An 18,957-nucleotide genomic window follows, 5' to 3' on the forward strand; every position below is an offset into this window, starting at 1 on the left:
CCGCGATCTGTCGGCACCGCATCTTGCTCTGGTAGGTGTCGACCTTGGTCGACACAATCTGTCAGATACCGGATTGTTTCTGGGGTCAGAGCCCGTTGCGCAGCAACGGGATCCGACCCCGTGCCGTTCCGACAGTTGCGGGAATCCGTCAGAGGCGGGGTGGTGCGGGTGGGCAGGACCGCAGGCGCCATGGATGGCGCCTACGAGCCCCCATGGACGGGTTTACGGCGTGTCCTGCCCACCCGCACCACCCCGCCATCCCACGGAATGCGCGCTGTTGATGTTGACGTTGACGTTGATTCGGCAGGTGCAGGGCTGCAAGCCCTGCCGCCCCCCCCACACACCTTCAGTGCAGCAGAGACGCCACGGCGGCGCGGAAACCCGCCTGGGCCTGCCCGGAGTCAGGGGAGTGGTGCAGCTGGCGCACGGCGCGGCCCAGCCGGGCCGCCCCCACGAAACCACAGCTGGCCTGCAGCCGATGCAGGTGGCTGCGCAGCAGGCGCTCATCGTGCTGGTCCACCGCCTGTTCGACCGCATCGCGTACTCCCGGCAACTCGGCCAGGAACAGTTCGCGCAGGGCAATCAGGTGGTTGCGCTGGCCATTCAGCGCCGCCAGCGCTGCGGTCTCATCCCAGTCCTCCACCGCCAGCTCCGTCGATGCCGGTGGCAGGGGCGTTGCGCCAGGACGGTTCACCAGTGCACGGCGCACGGCTTTCAACAACTGGTCGCGGCCCAGCGGCTTCACCAGTGTGTCGCTGAAGCCGGCTTCACGCAGCCCGGCATGGATGGAAGCATCGCCGTCGGCGGTATGCGCCAACGCCGGCGTGTCCGGGTGCGACAGACGCAGCGCCTGCAGCAGCTGGGCGCCATTGCCGTCCGGCAGGTTGACGTCAATCAGCCAGAGGTCGTGTGCGCCGGGCTCGCCACGGGCCAGCGCGCTGGCCAGTGAGTCAGCGGTGTCCACATCGGCTGGTAACGTTTCCAACGCCGCTTTGAAAAAACCACGGCTGATGATGTCGTCCTCGACAAGCAGGAAGCGGGGCCGGCTGGTCCGCGGGGTCATCTGCATCAGGGCTGCCTCCATGTCAGCTGTGGACAATCATCATGCACGGCGGCGGCGTGTGCAAGCGGCCATCGGACCGCCCGGCCAGGATCTGCGACAATATGCGCCCTTTTTTGCCCGCAGCCTGTCGCCACGTGGCCCGATCCCGTTCCCGCATCGACCGTACCCCGTTCCAGACCGAAATCCTCGACCTCAGCCATGACGGTCGCGGTGTCGCCCGCCGTGAAGGCGAAGGCGGCAAGGTCACCTTCATCAGCGGCGCCCTGCCCGGCGAAGTGGTGATGGCCGAACAGACCGCCCGCAGCCGTCATTTCGATGAGGCGCGCACGGTGGAAGTGCTGCAGGCCTCGCCGCAGCGCGTCACCCCCAAGTGCCCGCACTTCGGCACCTGTGCCGGCTGCGTGCTGCAGCACCTGGACGAAAGCCAGCAGATCATGGCCAAGCAGCGCGTGCTGATGGACAACCTGGAGCGGATCGGACACGTCACCCCGGGCACCGTGCTGCCGCCGCTGGTCGGTGACAGCTGGGGCTACCGCCGCAAGGGCCGCTTCTCGGTGCGCCGGGTGGAAAAGAAGGACAAGACCCTGGTCGGCTTCCGCGAACAGGATCCGCGTTTCGTGGCCGACCTGAGCCAGTGCCTGACCGTGATCCCGGAAATCGGCACCAAGGTTCAGGACCTGTCCACCTTCATCGAAGGCCTGGATGGCAAGCGCGACATTCCGCAGATCGAGTTCATCGGCGGCGACAACGCCATTGCCCTGACCGTGCGCCACCTGCAGCCGCTCAGCGACGCCGACCGCGCCGCCTGGGCCGCGTTCGGCCAGCAGCACGGCTTTGCCATCTACCTGCAGCCGGGTGGCCTGGACACCGTGCACCCGCTGGACGGGCAGGGCGTGCCGCTGTCGTTCCGGCTGGCGCCGTGGGACGTGGAACTGGCGTTCCGCCCGCTGGATTTCATCCAGGTCAATGCCAAGCTGAACGAGGCGATGATCGCCCGCGCGCTGGAGCTGCTGGAGCCGGGCGCCGATGAGCGCGTGCTCGACCTGTTCTGCGGCCTGGGCAATTTCACCCTGCCGCTGGCACGCAAGGTGCGCGAAGTGGTGGGCGTGGAAGGCGATGCCGGCCTGGTCGCGCGCGCCCGCGAGAACGCCGAGCGCAACGGCCTGGCCAATGCCCAGTTCTTCAGCGCCGACCTGACCCAGGACCAGCGCGCCACCCCGTGGATGCGCCAGGGCTTCGACAAGCTGCTGCTGGATCCGCCGCGCTCGGGCGCGATCGAAGTGCTGCAGCAGTTGCCGCTGAAGCAGTTCAAGCGCATCGTCTATGTCAGCTGCCACCCCGGTTCGCTGGCGCGCGACGCCGGCTACCTGGTCAACGAACAGGGCTTCACCCTGGTCAGCGCCGGTGCCATGGACATGTTCCCGCACACCGCGCACGTGGAAAGCATCGCGGTCTTCGAAAAGCGCTGACAACACGCGGGCACCCGGACGACCCGGGTGCCCGCCGCCACACGTGGCGTCGCGTCGGCTATCGGGGCGCCGGCGCGCTGCGCCACTGGCCATCCTCGCGGATGAACGCCAGTGTTTCGGTGCCTTGCTCATCGCCCACCTGGGCGGTGACCGCACATTCGAATACGGCACGCTCGTCGGGCACTTCGCAGTCGGCAACCTCCAGCACCTGCGCGTCGTTCACGGCCCGCATGAAGCGCGCGCGCTCCTCGGCATCGCTCTCACGCGCCGCCACGGTCGCCAGATGCGCGCGCAGCAGCGGCTGTACTTCCTCGCGACTGGGCGCGGGCGTCGGCAGGCGGAGCGGATCGGGCAGGGTCCACTGGCCGTCCACCCAGGCCAGGTGCAGCAGGCGCGCACCCGATTTCATGCCCGCACTGCCCACCACGATGCACGTGGCAGTGTCGGCGGTGCTGCCCACCGCGCAGCTGCTCAGCGATTCCAGCGTGGGCCGGAACGCCATCGCGACCAGGCTGCTGCTGTCACTGCGCGGGCGCGCGGCGATCTGCTCGGCAATCGCCAGATCCATCGCGTCCTGCGCCTGTTGCAGGGTGGGCATGGAAGGGACCTGTGCCAGGCCAGCGCCGGCGGGCAGCAGCAGGGCCAGCGCCAGCGGGCGCAGCGTGGAAAGGGACAGTGTCATGGTTCAGCGATCCTTGCAGGGCGGCGCAGTGTAGTGCCGCGGCCGCGCGCCGGGTAGGCAGGTCGCTGCTGGCGGCCGCATACTTTGCGCATGGGCATTGAAATCGAACGCAAGTTTCTGGTGACCGGCGACGGTTGGCGTACCGCCGCGCATCGGGTCATTCCGATGGCGCAGGGCTATATCAACGACATGGGCGCACTGGATCGCGGCAGCCAGAATGCTTCGGTGCGCGTGCGCATCGAAGGCGAACGGGCGGCGCTGAACCTGAAGTCGCGCGCCCTGGGGCACACCCGCCAGGAGTTCGATTACCCCATCCCGGTGGCCGATGCCCGCGATCTGCTGGCGCTGTGCGTGGGCGGACTGATCGACAAGCGTCGCCACCTGGTGGAACACGCGGGGCTGACCTGGGAAGTGGACGAGTTCCTGGGCGACAACGCCGGCCTGGTGGTGGCCGAAGTGGAACTGGACAGCGCCGACCAGGCCATCGATCTGCCGGCGTGGGTGGGCGCCGAAGTGACCGACGATGCGCGCTACTACAACGTCGCGCTGGCCAGTCATCCCTATTCACAGTGGTGAAGCGCTGATTCTCCGGCAGCGCGTGGCAACGCCCCCCTTTTGCCACCGCGGGGCGGCCCCATCTTCGGGGCATGAGAATCGATATCTATTCCGACGTGGTCTGCCCCTGGTGCTGGATCGGCAAGCACCGTTTCCAGCAGGGCGTGCAGTTGCTGGGCGCCGATACGCCCGCACTGGACATCCATTGGCAGCCGTTCCAGCTTGATCCCGACGCCGATGCCATCCCGGTCCCGCTGCGCCAGGCCTATGCGCGCAAGTTCGGCGGGCCCGAGCGCACCGAACAGATCCTGGGCCAGACCCAGTCCACCGCGCAGGCCGAGGGCCTGCCCATGGATTTCGGCCAGGGCCAGGTGCGGGTGACCACGCTGCCTGCGCACCGCCTGCTGTGGCTGGCCGGCGAACACGGCGTGCAGGATGCGGTGGGCGAAGCGCTGTTCCGCGCCCACTTCGAGCATGGCCAGAACCTGGCCGACCCCGCTGTGTTGGTGAAGGCCGGTGCGGCCGGCGGGCTGGCCGCGACCGAAATCGAACAGATGCTGGCATCCGATCGCGGCCTGGCCCAGGTGCAGGCCAAGCTGGCCGACGCGCAGGCGCTGGGTATTTCCTCGGTGCCCACCTTTGTGATTGATGGCCGCTGGGCAATCTCCGGCGCGCAGCCGCCAGAAGCGTTCGCCCAGGCGCTGCGCCAGATCGCCGCCGAGCAGGGCGATGCGCCCGCCGCCGGGGGTGACGACGCCTGCGGCCCGGACGGCTGCGCCGTGTAAGCCGCGCGGGGTCAGAGCCCGGGGTCGGGTCCCCGCAGGGGCTCTGACCCCATGCCCGACCCCGTGTCCGTGTTCAGCCGAACACTGCGTCCATCGGCCGGTTCTGCGACAATGCGGCACTGCGCCATGCGGGCGCCTGTTGTGGAGATCGACCCATGCTGCTGATCGGCGTTGCCGGCACTGAACTGACCGCCCAGGAACGCGACTGGCTGCAGCACGATGCCGTGGCCGGGGTGGTGCTGTTCAAGCGCAACTTCGCCTCGCGCCAGCAGGTGACCGATCTGACCGCCGCCATCCGCGCCGCCGCACCGCGCCCGCAGTTGCTCTGCGTGGACCAGGAAGGCGGCCGCGTGCAGCGCTTCCGCGAGGGCTACAGCGAACTGCCGCCGCTGCAGGACATCGGCGCCCTGTACGCGCGCGATCCGCAGCAGGCGCTGGCGCTGGCCGAACAGCACGCCTGGCTGATGGCCAGTGAAGTGCGCGCCAGCGGCCTGGACCTCAGCTTCGCCCCGGTGGTGGATCTGGCCCGTGGCAACCGCGCCATCGGCAACCGCGCCTTCAGTGAAGACCCGCAGGTGGTCGCCGCTTTCACTGCCGCCTATGTGCGCGGCATGCATGCGGTGGGCATGGCCGCCACGCTCAAGCATTTCCCCGGCCACGGCACCGTGCTGGAAGACACCCACGTCGATACCGCCATCGACCCGCGCGCGCTGGACGAACTGCGCGCGCAGGACCTGGTGCCGTTCGGCGCCGGCATTGCCGCCGGTGCCGATGCGGTGATGATGGCCCACGTGATCTACCCGCAGGTGGCGCCCGAGCCGGCCGGCTATTCGCCGCGCTGGATCCAGGACATCCTGCGCGGTGAGCTGGGCTTCCGTGGCGTGGTGTTCTCCGATGACATCGGCATGGCCGCTTCGCACAGCGCCGGTGGCGTGCCGGCGCGCGTGCATGCCCACCTCGATGCCGGCTGCGACGTGGTGCTGGTCTGCCACCCCGAGCTGGTCGATGAAGCCCTGCACGCCGTGCAGGGCCGTTCACTGAATACCGCCGCGCTGCTGGGCCTGCTTGGCCGCGGCGCACTTGGCTGGGACGGCCTGCTGGCCGATGCCCGCCATGGCACCACCCAATCCCATCTGCTGCAAACCCTTGGAAGAACCGTCTGATGCCGAACCTCACCATTTCCCAGGCCCTGGCCCAGGCTGACCTGCTGGTCGACCGCCCCACCATCGACAAGGCCATTGCCAGCATCGCCGACGCCATCGCGCGCGACTACAAGGGCGAGGTGCCGCTGTTCCTGTCCATCATGCACGGCGCACTGCCGTTCGCCGGCCAGCTGGCACTGGAACTGGGCGCGCGCGGCCAGGACGTGCAGTTCGATTACCTGCACGCCACCCGCTACCGCGGTGAAACCACCGGCGGCGACCTGGTCTGGAAGCACAAGCCGGCCACCTCGCTGTTCGGCCGCCGCGTGCTGCTGGTGGACGACATCCTGGACGAGGGCTACACCCTGCAGGGCGTGCGCACCTGGTGCCTGGAACAGGGCGCCACCGACGTGCGCATTGCCGCCATGACCGTGAAGAAGCATGACCGCGCACTGGCCGATGTCAGCGCTGACTATGCCGGCATCGAGCTGCCCGACCGCTACGTGTTCGGCTTCGGCATGGATGTGAACGAGACCCTGCGCTGCGTGCCGGCCATCTATGCCATGAAGGAGTGACGGCGCGGCCGCCCGCGGCCGGTCCCACCCTGTCGCCGGCGCCTTCGGGTGCCGGCGTTCGTCTTTTTCCGGAGTGATTCCCATGCAACAGATTGCCCTGGCCGTGATTGGCGGTACCGGTGTCTACAACCTGGCCAAGCTGGATGACGTGCAGACCCACGAGGTCGAAACCCGTTTCGGACGCCCGTCGGGCCCGGTGCGCGTCGGCACCCTGCTGGGCCATCGCGTGGCCTTCCTGGCCCGCCACGGTGAGGGCCATTCGCTGCCGCCGCACAAGATCAACTACCGCGCCAACCTGGCCGCGCTGCAGCAGATCGGCGCGCAGCGCGTGCTGGCGCTGAACACGGTGGGCGGCATCGGCGACGACTTCGGTCCGCGCGTGCTGGCCTGTCCGGACCAGGTAATCGATTACACGTGGGGTCGTATCAGCACGATCTGCGAAGAAGACGGCACCGACGTGGTCCACGTCGATTTCGGTCATCCGTACACGCCGATGCTGCGCAGCAAGATCCTGGCGGCGGCGAAGGTGACCGGGGTGAAGGTGCACGACGGCGGCTGCTACGGCGCCACCCAGGGCCCGCGCCTGGAAACCATTGCTGAAATCGCCCGCATGCGCCGCGATGGTTGCGATCTGGTGGGCATGACCGGCATGCCTGAAGCCGCGCTGGCACGGGAGCTGGGGCTGGATTACGCCTGCCTGGCGATCGTGGCCAACTGGGCCGCCGGCTGTGGCGACGGCGAGGAGATCACCATGGCCGAAGTGCTGGCAAACGTGCAGGCCGCCAGCAACGGACTTCCGGAACTGGTAGGCGAATTGGCGCGGGGGTGATTGTCATCCTCGGGCAAGCTTTGCATACTCAGCCGGTACGCGGGTTCAGCGTACACCACCCATTCATTGCAAAGGTCTCGCATTAACATGCCGAACGGTACCGTCAAGTGGTTCAACGACGCCAAGGGATTTGGCTTCATCTCGCCGGAGGATGGCAGCGCCGACGTGTTCGCGCACTTCTCCGCCATCAACTCCAAGGGCTTCCGCAGCCTGCAGGAAGGCCAGCGTGTCACCTATGACGTGACCCAGGGCCCGAAGGGCGCCCAGGCTTCGAACATTACGCCGGCCGAGTGATCCACTCGACAGTGCGTTGAAAACCCCGCTGCGGCGGGGTTTTTTTTTGCGCAATGCGGCCACGATGCGCTGCGCGCGCGATGGCTGCCGCTCCATTCCGACCACGCCTCGGGCACAATGCGGGCATGACGGAACGACTGCGCATTGCCGTGATCGGCTACGGCACCGCTGGCCAGGCATTGGCCATCCTGCTCACCCGTGATGGCCACGAGGTGGAGATCTTCGAACGCGTGTCCACGCCCGGCCCGGTGGGCGCCGGCTTCCTGCTGCAGCCCAGCGGCCTGCAGGTGCTGTGGCAGATGGGTCTGCTCGATGCGGTGCGCGCACATGCCGCGCCGGTGCACCGCCTGTACGGCGATACGCCCTGCGAACGTGCGGTGATGGACATGGGCTATGCCGGCCTGGATGCCCGCCTGCATGGGCTGGGCATGCAGCGCGGCGCCCTGTTCGCTTTGCTGGAGGAGGCGCGCGCAGGCGCCGGCCACCTGCACGTGGGCACCGCCATCGAGGCGGTGGACAGCGCGCAGGGGCGCGTACGCGATGCGCAGGGGCGCTGGCACGGCCCGTTCGACCTGGTGGTCGCCGCCGACGGCGCAGCGTCCACCCTGCGCGGCACCGTCGAAGGCGGCACGGCGCTGGACCGGGTGTACCCGTGGGGGGCGCTGTGGTGCCTGTTGCCCGCCGAGGACTGGCCGCACATGCAGGAACTGCGGCAGCGCTACGTGGCGGCGCGCAAGATGATCGGGCTGCTGCCCGTAGGCACCCGTCCCGGCGATGACACGCCCCGGCTGAGCTTCTTCTGGAGCCTGCCGCGCAGCGATTTCGAGCGCTGGCAGCAGGACGGCATGGCGCCCTGGCTGCAGGAACTGCACGCGCTGTGGCCGCAGGCCAGCGCGCGATTCGACCACCTGCGTGATGCCGGCCAGCTCGCGCGCGCGGTGTACCGCGATGCGGTGATGAAGCGCTGGCACCATAACCGGCTGGTACTGGCCGGTGACGCCGCGCATTCCATGAGCCCGCAGCTGGGGCAGGGCGTGAACATGGCCCTGATCGATGCATTGGCGCTGCGCGATGCGCTGCGCAGCCACCGTGGCGAAGCCGCGCTGCAGGCCTACCAGGCGCAACGGCGCGCGCATGTGGCGGTATACCAGCGCTGGAGCCGCTGGCTGACGCCGCTGTTCCAGTCCAATGGCGATCTCTGGGCGCATGCACGCGATGTGCTGCTGGGCCCGATGGGGCGCATGCCGGGCGGGCGCGGGCACATGCTGCGCGTGCTCAGCGGCACCCAGCACGGTTGGTTCGGCAAACTGCCGCTGGAGGCCGACTTCATCGCCGCGCTGGCGGCAGCGCCCGCCCACACCGCATCGAGCACCGTTGTCGTGCCCGCTGTGAACGTGCCCGTCACGTGAAATAACGAACACCTCACCGCAGGTGTGCGAGAACAGGGTTGCACGCGCACGCCGCGTCGCCCGTTTTCCTTTCCGTGATCGAACACTCCGTGATCGAACTTCGCGCATGGCCCGGGCGGCCGCGCCGTCGCGGCCTGCTGCGGCCCGGATGCGCCGCCTGTTCGAAGGAGGATGCCATGTTGTTCGCGGTCCACGAGCTGGAATCGGAAATCTGCAAACTGCGCGGTCTGCTGCAGATGCTGCACGAGGACCAGCCCGACGTGCTGGAGGATGTCTTTGAATTCCACGTGGGCAGCCTGATCAGCCACGCGGGCGCCGAGCACCATGGGTACATCCGCACCTGTGCGCAGGAAATGCTCGCCGCCGTGCGCGCGCTGCCGCGCCACTCGGGCAGCAGCGAACCCACGTTTCGACTGATGCCGGACATGCTGGCCCGCCCGGCCTGATCCTAGCGGGCAGGCAGCGGCACCAGGGTGCCCTCGACGCAGGCGATGCGCTGCTCATCGCGTGCTGGCGGTACGACCACGCCAGCGGTAAAAGCGGAGAATGCCGGCAGCACGCTGACCCCGGGGCGCAGCCAGAACGCGGAAAAGCGGCGGCGCAGCGCTGGCAGGGCGATCTGCGGATGCACGTGACCGGCAATGACGCAGGCATCGGGCTCGGGCTCTGGTTCGTGGCGCAGCACGATGTCGCCTAGCCGCACCTGCGCGTGCAGCTGCACCTGCAGTGCGGCTGCACTGAGCTGGCGGTCATGGTTGCCGCGGATCACATGCACGTCCAGGGCGGGCTGCTGCTCGCGCCAGGCCAGCCATTGCGCCTGCCACACGCTGCGGTGCAGCGGGCCATGCAGCATGTCACCGAGGATCCATAGTTCGCGGCATGCATGCTGCTGCACAAGCACCTGCAGCCGCTGCAGGTCAGTCTGGGTGCCGCCCGAGGGCAGTGCGATGCCCGCGCGACGGAACACATCGGCCTTACCCAGGTGCAGGTCAGCAATCAGCAGCGCCTGGCGTGCCGGCCACAACAGCGCACGCGCGCCCAGCATGCGCAGCGTTTCACCGGCCAGTTGCAGGGGCAGTTCAGCGTTGATGGCGGCGCTCCAGCTGTTGCGCGGCGCGCTGCACGCGGGTGCGCCAGTCTTCGTTGCTGAATTGCCCGCGCAGGCGCTCGGCCCACAGCGGGAAAGCCAGCGGCGTGAGTGACGCGGGCTGCTGCAGCGACACCGTCTGCCCGCTGATGCGTGCCAGGGTCTGCTGCAGGCCGGGCAGATCCAATGCGTCACGCAGCACTTCCTGCTCGGCCAGGTCCAGCAGCAGGTGCTCCGGATCGTGCTGGCGCAGGACGTCGTAGAGCAGGCCCGCCGAGGCCTGCAGCTGGCGCAGCGAGCGCGGCATGCCACCGGGCAGGCTGGGCACCAGCAGTCCGGCCACGCGTGCGATGCCGCGGAACTGGCGGCGCGCCAGCTCGCCCAGGTTCACCGCCGCACGCAGGTCATCCAGCAGCCCGTCGGCGCTGAACAATGCCTGCCAGCTCTGTGCATCCAGGCTGATCGGCTGTGCCGGTGCCAGCACCAGGCCGTGATCGTTCACCGCGTAGCCAATGCTGTTGCGCTGCTGCCGCGTGCAGCGCCGTGCCAGCAGCGCTGCCAGCGCTTCATGCACATTGCGCCCGGCGAAGGGGTAGACGAACAGGAACTGGCCCTCGCGGCGGCGCACGTCCTCCACCAGCAGCTGCGCCGGCGCAGGCTGTGCGGACACGCGTGACTGCAGCGCGAGCAGCGGCGCAAGCCACCGCGATTCGACACTGTCATCGGCCCCGGACAGCACCGCTGCCACAGCCTGCCCCAAGGGCATCGACAGCGGCAGCTGGCCGCCCTGCCAGCGTGGCACGCTGCCGTCACCGCGGCCACGCGCCACGCGCACGTAGGCGGTCATGTCACGCAGCTGCACCAGTTCCAGCAGACGCCCGGCGAACTGGAAGCGATCACCCGGGCGCAGCCGACTGGCGAACTGTTCTTCCACTGCGCCCAGGCCGCCGCCACGCAGGAACTGCACGCGCACGCTGCCATCGCTGCTGATGGTGCCGATCGACAGGCGGTGGCGCAGGGCCTGGCGGCGATCGGGTACCCGGTAGGTGCCGGTGTCATCGATCACCACCTTGTGGAAATCCGGATACTGCGACAACGCCCGGCCACCCTGCACGATGAAGTCCAGCACGGCCTGCCACTGCGCAGCGGTCAGGTCGGTAAAGGCATGGGTGCGCCGTACCTGGGCCAGCAATGCATCGGCCTGGAAACCGCCAGCCAGCGCGCAGCTCACCGCATGCTGGGCCAGCACATCCAGTGACAGTACGGGCGGCGGACGCGCTTCCACCACGCCCTCGCGCAGCGCGTTGCGCACCGCCGCAAACTCCGCCACTTCCAGCGCGTGGCTGGGAACGCAGGTGATGCGGCCGCTGGCGCCGGGGCGGTGGCGGGCGCGCCCGGCGCGCTGGCGCAGGCGCGCCACGCCCTTGGGGCTGCCCAGCTGCAGTACCTGGTCCACCTCCGGGAAATCGACCCCCAGGTCCAGGCTGGAGGTGGCCACCACGCAGCGCAGCGTGCCGGCACGCAAGCCGTCTTCCACCTGCTGGCGCAGGGTCGGGTCCAGCGAGCCGTGGTGCAGGGCCAGTGTTGCGGCGTCCTCCGGCCACACCGCGGAAAGTGCCTGGTGCCACAGCTCGGCCTGGGCGCGGGTGTTGGTGAACAGCAGCGTGCTGCGTGCGTCCATGACGGCGTGCAGCACCCGTGGCAGCTGCGCCAAGCCGAGGTGGCCGGCCCACGGGAAACGCTCGCCCGGTTCGGGCAGCAGGGTCTGCACCTGCACTGGGCGTTGCCGCGCACCTTCCACTACCGGCGCCGCGGGCCGGTCGGGCAACAGCACCTGCCGCGCCTGCGCCAGATTGCCCAGGGTGGCCGACAGCCCCCACAGCTGCAGCGCCGGGGTACTGTCGCGCAGTCGCGCCAGGTTCAACTGCAGCAGCACGCCACGCTTGTTGCCCAGCAGCTCGTGCCACTCGTCCACCACCACGCAGCGCAGCTGGCGCATGCGCGGCAGGGTGTCGGGGTAGCTCAGCAACAGCGCCAGTGATTCTGGTGTGGTCACCAGTACATCCACCCGGCCTTCGCGGGCCTGGCGACGCTCGCGGCTGCTGGCATCGCCGCTGCGCAGGCCCACTTTCCAGCCCAGTCCAACGCCATCGATGGCCGCCTGCAGTGCGCGCGCGGTATCGCTGGCCAGGGCCCGCAGCGGCGTGATCCACACCATCTGCAACGGGCGCACGGCGTTCGCCCGTGCCGGTGCAGGCGGTGGATCGATCAAGGCCTGCAGCAGCGGGCCGCCGAACATCGCCAGCGTCTTGCCACTGCCGGTGGGCGTGTGCAGCAGACCGGATTCGCCCGCCAGGTAGTGTCGCCACATCGCGCGCTGGAACGGCAGCGGGCGCCAGCCGCGCGAGGCGAACCACGCCTGCAGGCGCTGCAGGGCCTGTGCGCGCGTCATCGCGCCAGTGCCTGCAGGGTGTGCAGCTGGTCGGCTTCGCTGGCGGGCTTGTCATGGCGCCAGCGCAGGATGCGTGGAAAGCGCAAGGCAATACCCGACTTGTGACGGTTGCTGCGGTTGACCGCTTCGAACCCCAGTTCGAACACCTGCACGGCGTCGACACTGCGAACGGGCCCGAAGCGCTCGCGCGTGTGCGCGCGGATCCAGCGGTCCAGCGCAAGGATTTCCTTGTCGTCCAGGCCCGAATAGGCCTTGGCCACCGGCACCAGCGTTTCACCGTCCCACACGCCGAAGGTGTAATCGGTGTACAGCGTGCTGCGCCGGCCGTGGCCGGCCTGTGCATAGAGCAATACCGCGTCGACGGTGAGCGGGTCGATTTTCCATTTCCACCAGTCGCCGCGCCGGCGCCCCGCCTGGTAGACCGAATCGCGGCGCTTGATCATCAGGCCTTCCACGCCCCGCTCGCGGGCGGCCTCGCGCAGGCGCGCTGCATCGTCCCAGTCGTCGGCAGCGACCTGCGGCGACATCTGCAGGCGCGGATCGGCCAGTGCACCGAGCAGCTGCGCCAGTTGCGCGCGGCGTTCGTGCAGGGGCAGCCCGCGCAGGTCCCGGCCATCGTGTTCCAGCAGGTCGTAGGCCAGCACGCGCACCGGGGTGTTGCGCAGGGTGGCCGCACCGGGTTTGCGGCGCTGGATGCGGGTCTGCAACGCAGTGAAGGGGCGCGGCAGGTCATCGGCCGTATCCCATGCCAACAGCTCGCCGTCGATCACGCAGCCGTCGGGCAGGGCGGCGGCGGCCTGCTCGATTTCCGGAAAACGGCCGTCCAGCCGTTCTTCACCGCGCGACCACAACGCTACTTCGTCGCTTCGGCGCAGCAGCTGCAGGCGTATGCCATCCCACTTCCATTCCAGCAGCCAGTCCTGCAGCGCGCCCAGCCGCTCGGCCGGCACGCCTTCCAGCGGCGAGGCCAGGAAGAACGGGTAGGGTTGCTGGCGATCGCTGGGCAGTTCCTCTGCCGACAGCAGCTGTGACATCGCGGTGGGCGAGGGCACCCACTCACCCAGCATGCGCTGGGCGATCCGCGCGATATCCAACCCCGACCATTCGGCCAGCGCCTGCTGTACCAGTCGCTGCGATACGCCCACACGCAGCGCGCCGGTCAGCAGCTTGTTGAACACCAGGCGTTCGGCCGCGGGAAGCTGCTGCCAGCCCTGCAGTACCGCGGCATGTCGCAGCGCTTCGTCGTGGTTGGCCACCGCCAGCAGGTGCTGCTCGATCCAGTCGGCCAGTGCGCGGTCCGGGGCGGGTGTGGCCGGATCATCCAGCAGCAGGGTCAGCGTCTCCGCCAGATCGCCCACCTGCGCATAGCTGTCGTCCACCAGCCACGGCGGAAGCGCGGACGCCTCGGCAATCCAGCGCCGCAGTTCACTGCTGGCCGCCACCTTGCGGCGCGCGCCGCCCACCTTGCCGCCGCTCAGCAGGTACACCGCCCACGCTGCATCGTGCGGGCGCGCCGTGCGGAAGTAATCGACCAGCGCCGCGCGTTTGTCCAGCGTTGCTGTGCTGCGGTCCAGGCGTTGGTAGAGCGCGGCGAAGGCCTTCATTCCTCGGCCCCGAAGTCGGTGCTGAAGGCCTCGGCGGCGACACCGCGTTCGCGCAGGAACGGGATCAGCGCATCGGTGTTGCCGTGGGTGGCGATGATGCGGCGCGCGCCGGTCTGTTCGATGGTCTGCAGCAGTGCCGGCCAATCGGCGTGGTCGGAAATGACGAAGCCACGATCGACATTGCGCCGGCGCCGGTTGCCGCGCAGATGCATCCACCCCGAAGCAAAGCCCAGCTGGTGGCGGCCAAAACGGCGCAGCCACGTCGTGCCGGCTGCCGAGGGCGGGGCCAGGATCAGCTGGCCGGCCGCATCGGGTGTGCGCCCCTGTTCGGATACGGTCACGGTGTCCAGCATGTCCACGCCGGCCTGGCGGTACACCGCCACGCCGTTGGCGATGGCGCCGTGCAGCCAGGCCGGTTGGTCGTCCAGCGGCAGCAGTTCGGCCAGCACGCGTTGGGCCTTGCCCAGGGCATAGCACAGCAGCACCGCCGCTTCCCCGCGCGCGGCGCATTCGCGGCGCCAGGCCACGATGTCGGCGGCGACATCGGCGGTGTGCGGCCAGCGGTAGATCGGCAGGGCGAAGGTGGCTTCGCTGATGAAGGTATCGCAGGGCACTACTTCGAACGGCGTGCAGGTGGGATCGTGCTGGCGCTTGTAGTCGCCCGAGGCCACCCAGACCTGGCGGCCATCATCGATGCGCACCTGCGCCGACCCCAGCACATGCCCCGCCGGGTGCAGCGATACCTGCACCCGACCCAGCGCAAAGGGCGTTCCTTCGTCATGCGCATGCAGGGGCACGTCGCCCAGGCGCCAGCGCAGGATCGGCACGCTGCCGGTGCTGCAGTGGTATTCGCCCATGCCCGGGCGTGCATGGTCGCCGTGGCCATGGGTGATGACCGCGCGCGGCACCGGCCGCCACGGGTCGATGTGGAAATCGCCCGCCGCGCAGTACAGGCCTTCTGGCCGCAATACCACCAGATCTTCGTTGTCGCTCATGCCGCCACTCTGGCGCGGCGCTCGTGCAGGCGGTGAGAACCGGGCTGAACACGGGCTTGCCAGGCGATGCGGCACAATCGATGTGCTCCTTTTCCGCAACGGGAAGCAATGGATGAACGGACCGGGCTTCAGCAGCAACGTCCCCTACGAAACGCATGTGGTGCTGAACCAGCCGCCACCGTTTGCGGGGCGCCAGTCATGGACCGACGACGTCGCGCTGGTCGAGGCGGTGCAGCGCGAGGGTGGGGGCGCGTTCGCATCGCGATTGGCCGTGTACGGAGCCGTGGCCGGCGACGAGCTGTATCGCCTGGGCTTCGATGCCAACCGTGACCGGCCGCGGCTGCGCACGCACGATGCGCAGGGCCATCGCATCGATCTGGTGGAATTCCACCCGGCCTACCATCAGCTGATGGGCGCGGCCAAGCAGCACGGCGTGGCCGGGCTTTCCTGGCACGAACCGCAACCGGGCGCCCACGTGGCGCGCGCCGCGTTGAGCTACCTGCACCACCAGGCCGAAGCCGGCACCAGCTGCCCGCTGACCATGACCCACGCCGCGGTGGCGGTGCTGCGCTCGCAGCCGCATCTGGCCGAATGGGCGCGCAAGGCGGCCGCGCCGGTCTACGATTCGCGCGATGTGCCGGTGGCCGACAAGGCCGGCATCACCCTGGGCATGGGCATGACCGAGAAACAGGGCGGGTCGGACGTGCGTGCCAACAGCACCCGCGCCGAGCCGCTCGATGGTGAGCGTTACCGTCTGTCGGGGCACAAATGGTTCTTCTCCGCGCCCATGAGCGATGGCTTCCTGGTGCTGGCGCAGGCGCCCGGTGGGCTGACCTGCCTGCTGATGCCGCGCCGTCTGGCCGATGGCGATCGCAATGCGTTCCGGCTGATGCGGTTGAAGGACAAGCTGGGCGACTGGGCCAATGCCTCCAGCGAGGTGGAATTCTGTGGTGCCCAGGCCTGGCGCGTGGGCGAGGAAGGGCGCGGGGTCGCCACCATCATCGGCATGGTGATGATGACCCGCCTGGACTGCATGCTGGGGGCGGCGGCGGAAATGCGCATGGCGCTGGTGCAGGCCCTGCACCATGCGCGCCATCGCCGTGCATTCGGCAAGCCGCTGGTGGAGCATGCGCTGATGGCCAACGTGCTGGCCGATCTGGCGCTGGAATCAGAAGCGGCCACGGTGCTGGCGATGCGCATTGCGCGCGCGGTGGATCGGGCGGCCATGGATCCGGCCGAGGCGGCACTGGCGCGGGTGGGCACGGCGCTGGGCAAGTACTGGCTGTGCAAGCGCGCACCGGCCTTCGTCAATGAAGCGCAGGAATGCCTGGGCGGGGCCGGTTACGTGGAAGAGTCGATACTGCCGCGGCTGTACCGGCAGGCGCCGCTGAATTCGATCTGGGAAGGCAGCGGCAACATCCAGTGCCTGGACGTGCTGCGCGCGCTGGAGCGCGAGCCGGAAACCCGGGCCGCGTTGCAGCAGGAACTGCAGGCCGCGGCCGATGCCGATCTGCGTTACTCGCAGGCGCTGCAGCGCTGGGAAGAGGCCCCGTCATTCGATGAGGGGCAGGCCCGGGCGTTCTGCGAACGCACGGCATTGCTGCTGCAGGCATCGGTGCTGCTGCGCGCGGAAAGCCCGGTGGCCGATGCATTCATCCGCAGCCGCCTGCAGGGCGAACATGGGCTGGCGCTGGGCACGCTGCCGCCCGGGCTGGACCTGGGCGGAATCCTGCTGCGCGCGCTGCCCTGACGTCGCCGGGCGCGGCCCGGCGACGGTGTGGGGTCAGTGCTTGGCTTCTTCGTGGGCGGCGTTGGCCTTGGCGTCGTCTGCGACATCGCGTGCCTTGTCAGCCACCTTCTGCGCAGCATCGGCCGTGGCGTCGCTGGCGTGCGCAGCGGCGTCGGTAGCGGCGGCCTTGGCCTGGTCGGCGGCGTGGGCGGTTGCATCGGCCGCCTTGTCCAATGCCTGCTGGGTATCGGCGGCGGCCTGCTCGGAGGCGGCGGCAGTCTTGTCTGCGGCGTCGCGGGTGGCCTCGGCCGCCCTGTCCACCGCATCGCGCGCGGCGGCGCCGGCGCTGTCGGCGGCCTGCGCGGCATCCTGGCGGGCCTGTTCGGCTTCCGGGCCCTTGCAGGCGGCCAGGGCCAGCACCAGCGAAGCGGCCAGCAGGGAAGTGGTCAGCGTGCGGATCTTCATGGCGGTCTCCGGTACAGCGATGGATGGGGACGCCAGCCTATTCAGGCCCTTGTGAAGGCCCAGTCGCGAGTTCAGCGACAGGATCCAGGCAAAGAAAAAGCCGCTGGCGAACCAGCGGCTTTTCCAGAACAGCGTGAAGAAAGAAGTTATTACTTCTTGGCTTCTTCAGCAGCGTCCTTGGCCTGCTCGGCGGTGGCTTCACCGGCCTTGGCAGCGTCGGCAGCAGCGCCGGCAGCAGCGTCGGTGGCAGCAGCGCCAGCCTGGGCAGCAGCGTCGGTCGAAGCGTCGGCAGCGGTGGCGGCGGTGTCAGCAGCCTGCTGGGCAGCGTCGGCGGTCTGGGCGCCGGCAGCGGCGGCCTGGTCGGCAGCAGCCTGGGCTTCGGTGGCGGCTTCGTTGGCCGAAGCAGCGGCGTCCTGGGCAGCTTCCTGCTTCGAGCAGGCGGCCAGGGCCAGGGCCAGGGACATAGCGACCAGCAGCTTGTTGATGCTCATTGTGTGAATCCTCGTCGTTAGATTAGGCAACGCGCAACTGCGCGCCGACAACATGATGACAAGCCAAGATTGGGTGTCAAGCGCTCCCGCATTCATTTTTGCGAAATCGCCGTTAATTCCTTTTAGATCAATTCGATGGCGATAGCGGTTGCTTCGCCGCCACCGATGCACAGGGTAGCGATGCCGCGCTTGCCGCCGCGCGTGCGCAATGCGTTGACCAGGGTGACCACCAGTCGTGCGCCCGAGGCGCCGATCGGATGGCCCAGTGCACAGGCACCGCCATTCACGTTGAGCTTGTCGTGGCTGATGCCCAGTTCGCGCATCGGCGCCATGGCCACCACCGCAAAGGCCTCGTTCACTTCGAACAGGTCCACCTGGTCCAGGGTCCAGCCGGTCTTCGCCAGCAGGGCATGGATCGCGCCGATCGGCGCGGTGGTGAACCACTCCGGTTCCTGCGAATGGGTGGCGTGGCCAACGATGCGCGCCAGCGGGGTGATGCCGCGCGCGGCGGCATCATCTTCGGCCAGCAGGACCACGGCCGCAGCGCCGTCGGAAATGCTGGAGGAGCTGGCGGCGGTCACGCTGCCATCCTTCTTGAACGCCGGGCGCAGGGTCGGAATCTTGGCGATGTCCGAGCGGCCGGGCTGTTCATCGCTGGCGAACTCGACCTCACCCTTGCGGGTGGCCACCTTCACCGCGACGATTTCGTCGGCGAAGGCGCCATTGGCCTGTGCGGCCTGCGCACGGCGCACCGATTCGATGGAATAGGCGTCCTGTTCCTCACGGGTGAACTGGTACTTGTCCACCGCGCATTCGGCGAATTCGCCCATGGCCTTGCCGTCGTAGGCGTTGACCAGACCATCATGGGCCATGTGGTCCACCGCCTGGAAGTTGCCGAAGCGGTTGCCGGTGCGCGAATTGGGCAGCATGTGCGGGGCATTGGACATCGATTCCATGCCGCCGGCCACCACCACCTTGGCCGAGCCGGCCTTGATCAGGTCGTGGCCCAGCATGATGGTCTTCATGCCCGACCCACAGACCTTGTTCAGCGTGGTCGCACCGGCCGACAGCGGAATGCCGGCAGCAATGGCGGCCTGGCGGGCCGGGGCCTGGCCCAGGTTGGCCGACAGCACGCAGCCCATCAGGACTTCGGAGACGTCGCTGGCCGGAACTCCGGACTGTTCAAGGGCGGCGGCGATGGCGGCCGCGCCCAGGGTCGGGGTGGGCACGCCGTTGAACTGGCCCAGGAAGGAGCCAATGGCGGTGCGCTTGGCGGCGGCGATGACGATGTTGGACATGGCAATCTCGTTGATGCGTGAGCAATGTTCGGA

Annotated in this window: 19 protein-coding genes; 10 read left to right on the forward strand and 9 right to left on the reverse strand. The window is 68.9% G+C overall.

Annotated elements, in window-relative coordinates:
- Positions 1–346: 346 nt before the first annotated feature.
- Positions 347–1,069: a response regulator gene (locus RTY46_RS18005; protein WP_312710109.1), complete on the reverse strand. Its 723-nt coding sequence runs from the start codon at positions 1,067–1,069 to the stop codon at positions 347–349.
- Between the two features lie 128 nt (positions 1,070–1,197).
- On the opposite strand from RTY46_RS18005, the gene rlmD reads away from it, so the two are divergent.
- Positions 1,198–2,532, forward strand: coding sequence for a 23S rRNA (uracil(1939)-C(5))-methyltransferase RlmD (rlmD, locus tag RTY46_RS18010; RefSeq protein ID WP_312710110.1), 1,335 nt, complete (start codon positions 1,198–1,200; stop codon positions 2,530–2,532).
- 58 nt (positions 2,533–2,590) lie between these two features.
- Here the strand turns inward: rlmD and RTY46_RS18015 are convergent, their stop codons facing one another.
- On the reverse strand, positions 2,591–3,214 hold the full coding sequence (locus tag RTY46_RS18015; RefSeq protein WP_312710112.1) for a hypothetical protein: 624 nt from the start codon (positions 3,212–3,214) through the stop codon (positions 2,591–2,593).
- Positions 3,215–3,304: 90 nt separating this feature from the next.
- Between RTY46_RS18015 and RTY46_RS18020 the strand changes: the two genes are divergently transcribed.
- From RTY46_RS18020 to RTY46_RS18055, 8 genes are all read left to right on the forward strand, one after another.
- Complete coding sequence (locus RTY46_RS18020) at positions 3,305–3,790, forward strand: CYTH domain-containing protein (protein WP_312710113.1); 486 nt, start codon at positions 3,305–3,307, stop codon at positions 3,788–3,790.
- A gap of 71 nt (positions 3,791–3,861) precedes the next feature.
- Positions 3,862–4,554: a DsbA family oxidoreductase gene (locus RTY46_RS18025; protein WP_312710115.1), complete on the forward strand. Its 693-nt coding sequence runs from the start codon at positions 3,862–3,864 to the stop codon at positions 4,552–4,554.
- 155 nt (positions 4,555–4,709) lie between these two features.
- Positions 4,710–5,717, forward strand: coding sequence for a beta-N-acetylhexosaminidase (gene nagZ, locus RTY46_RS18030; RefSeq protein ID WP_108750700.1), 1,008 nt, complete (start codon positions 4,710–4,712; stop codon positions 5,715–5,717).
- A complete protein-coding gene (locus RTY46_RS18035) occupies positions 5,717–6,271 on the forward strand; it encodes a hypoxanthine-guanine phosphoribosyltransferase (RefSeq protein WP_312710117.1) in 555 nt (184 codons plus the stop codon). The genes nagZ and RTY46_RS18035 overlap by 1 nt, the downstream gene beginning before the upstream one ends.
- A gap of 82 nt (positions 6,272–6,353) precedes the next feature.
- Positions 6,354–7,100 carry an S-methyl-5'-thioinosine phosphorylase gene (locus tag RTY46_RS18040; RefSeq protein WP_108750698.1) on the forward strand — a complete coding sequence of 249 codons (747 nt, stop codon included), beginning with the start codon at positions 6,354–6,356 and terminating at the stop codon, positions 7,098–7,100.
- An 87-nt stretch (positions 7,101–7,187) separates the two neighbouring features.
- A complete protein-coding gene (locus tag RTY46_RS18045; protein ID WP_005410590.1) occupies positions 7,188–7,394 on the forward strand; it encodes a cold-shock protein in 207 nt (68 codons plus the stop codon).
- A gap of 125 nt (positions 7,395–7,519) precedes the next feature.
- On the forward strand, positions 7,520–8,803 hold the full coding sequence (locus tag RTY46_RS18050; RefSeq protein ID WP_312710118.1) for an NAD(P)/FAD-dependent oxidoreductase: 1,284 nt from the start codon (positions 7,520–7,522) through the stop codon (positions 8,801–8,803).
- Between the two features lie 176 nt (positions 8,804–8,979).
- Positions 8,980–9,249, forward strand: coding sequence for a hypothetical protein (locus tag RTY46_RS18055; protein WP_312710119.1), 270 nt, complete (start codon positions 8,980–8,982; stop codon positions 9,247–9,249).
- A 2-nt stretch (positions 9,250–9,251) separates the two neighbouring features.
- Here the strand turns inward: RTY46_RS18055 and pdeM are convergent, their stop codons facing one another.
- From pdeM to RTY46_RS18075, 4 genes are read right to left on the reverse strand one after another with little or no spacing between them, the layout of a single operon-like run.
- Entirely contained in the window at positions 9,252–9,893 is a 642-nt protein-coding gene (gene pdeM, locus RTY46_RS18060) for a ligase-associated DNA damage response endonuclease PdeM (RefSeq protein ID WP_312710139.1), read from the reverse strand.
- Positions 9,883–12,342: a ligase-associated DNA damage response DEXH box helicase gene (locus tag RTY46_RS18065; protein ID WP_312710121.1), complete on the reverse strand. Its 2,460-nt coding sequence runs from the start codon at positions 12,340–12,342 to the stop codon at positions 9,883–9,885. Before RTY46_RS18065 ends, pdeM begins: the two co-directional genes overlap by 11 nt.
- Complete coding sequence (locus RTY46_RS18070; RefSeq protein WP_312710122.1) at positions 12,339–13,946, reverse strand: ATP-dependent DNA ligase; 1,608 nt, start codon at positions 13,944–13,946, stop codon at positions 12,339–12,341. Before RTY46_RS18070 ends, RTY46_RS18065 begins: the two co-directional genes overlap by 4 nt.
- On the reverse strand, positions 13,943–14,941 hold the full coding sequence (locus RTY46_RS18075; RefSeq protein WP_312710124.1) for a ligase-associated DNA damage response exonuclease: 999 nt from the start codon (positions 14,939–14,941) through the stop codon (positions 13,943–13,945). Before RTY46_RS18075 ends, RTY46_RS18070 begins: the two co-directional genes overlap by 4 nt.
- A gap of 112 nt (positions 14,942–15,053) precedes the next feature.
- Between RTY46_RS18075 and RTY46_RS18080 the strand changes: the two genes are divergently transcribed.
- Positions 15,054–16,691, forward strand: coding sequence for an acyl-CoA dehydrogenase family protein (locus RTY46_RS18080; RefSeq protein ID WP_312710126.1), 1,638 nt, complete (start codon positions 15,054–15,056; stop codon positions 16,689–16,691).
- Between the two features lie 33 nt (positions 16,692–16,724).
- On the opposite strand, the gene RTY46_RS18085 is transcribed toward RTY46_RS18080, so the two are convergent.
- From RTY46_RS18085 to RTY46_RS18095, 3 genes are all read right to left on the reverse strand, one after another.
- Positions 16,725–17,135: a hypothetical protein gene (locus RTY46_RS18085; RefSeq protein WP_312710127.1), complete on the reverse strand. Its 411-nt coding sequence runs from the start codon at positions 17,133–17,135 to the stop codon at positions 16,725–16,727.
- Between the two features lie 149 nt (positions 17,136–17,284).
- Entirely contained in the window at positions 17,285–17,626 is a 342-nt protein-coding gene (locus RTY46_RS18090) for a hypothetical protein (RefSeq protein ID WP_108750689.1), read from the reverse strand.
- 122 nt (positions 17,627–17,748) lie between these two features.
- Positions 17,749–18,924, reverse strand: a complete 1,176-nt coding sequence (locus RTY46_RS18095) for an acetyl-CoA C-acyltransferase (RefSeq protein WP_108753788.1) — start codon at positions 18,922–18,924, stop codon at positions 17,749–17,751.
- Between the last annotated feature and the right edge of the window lie 33 nt (positions 18,925–18,957).

The organism is Stenotrophomonas sp., assembly GCF_032056425.1.
Lineage (GTDB): Bacteria > Pseudomonadota > Gammaproteobacteria > Xanthomonadales > Xanthomonadaceae > Stenotrophomonas.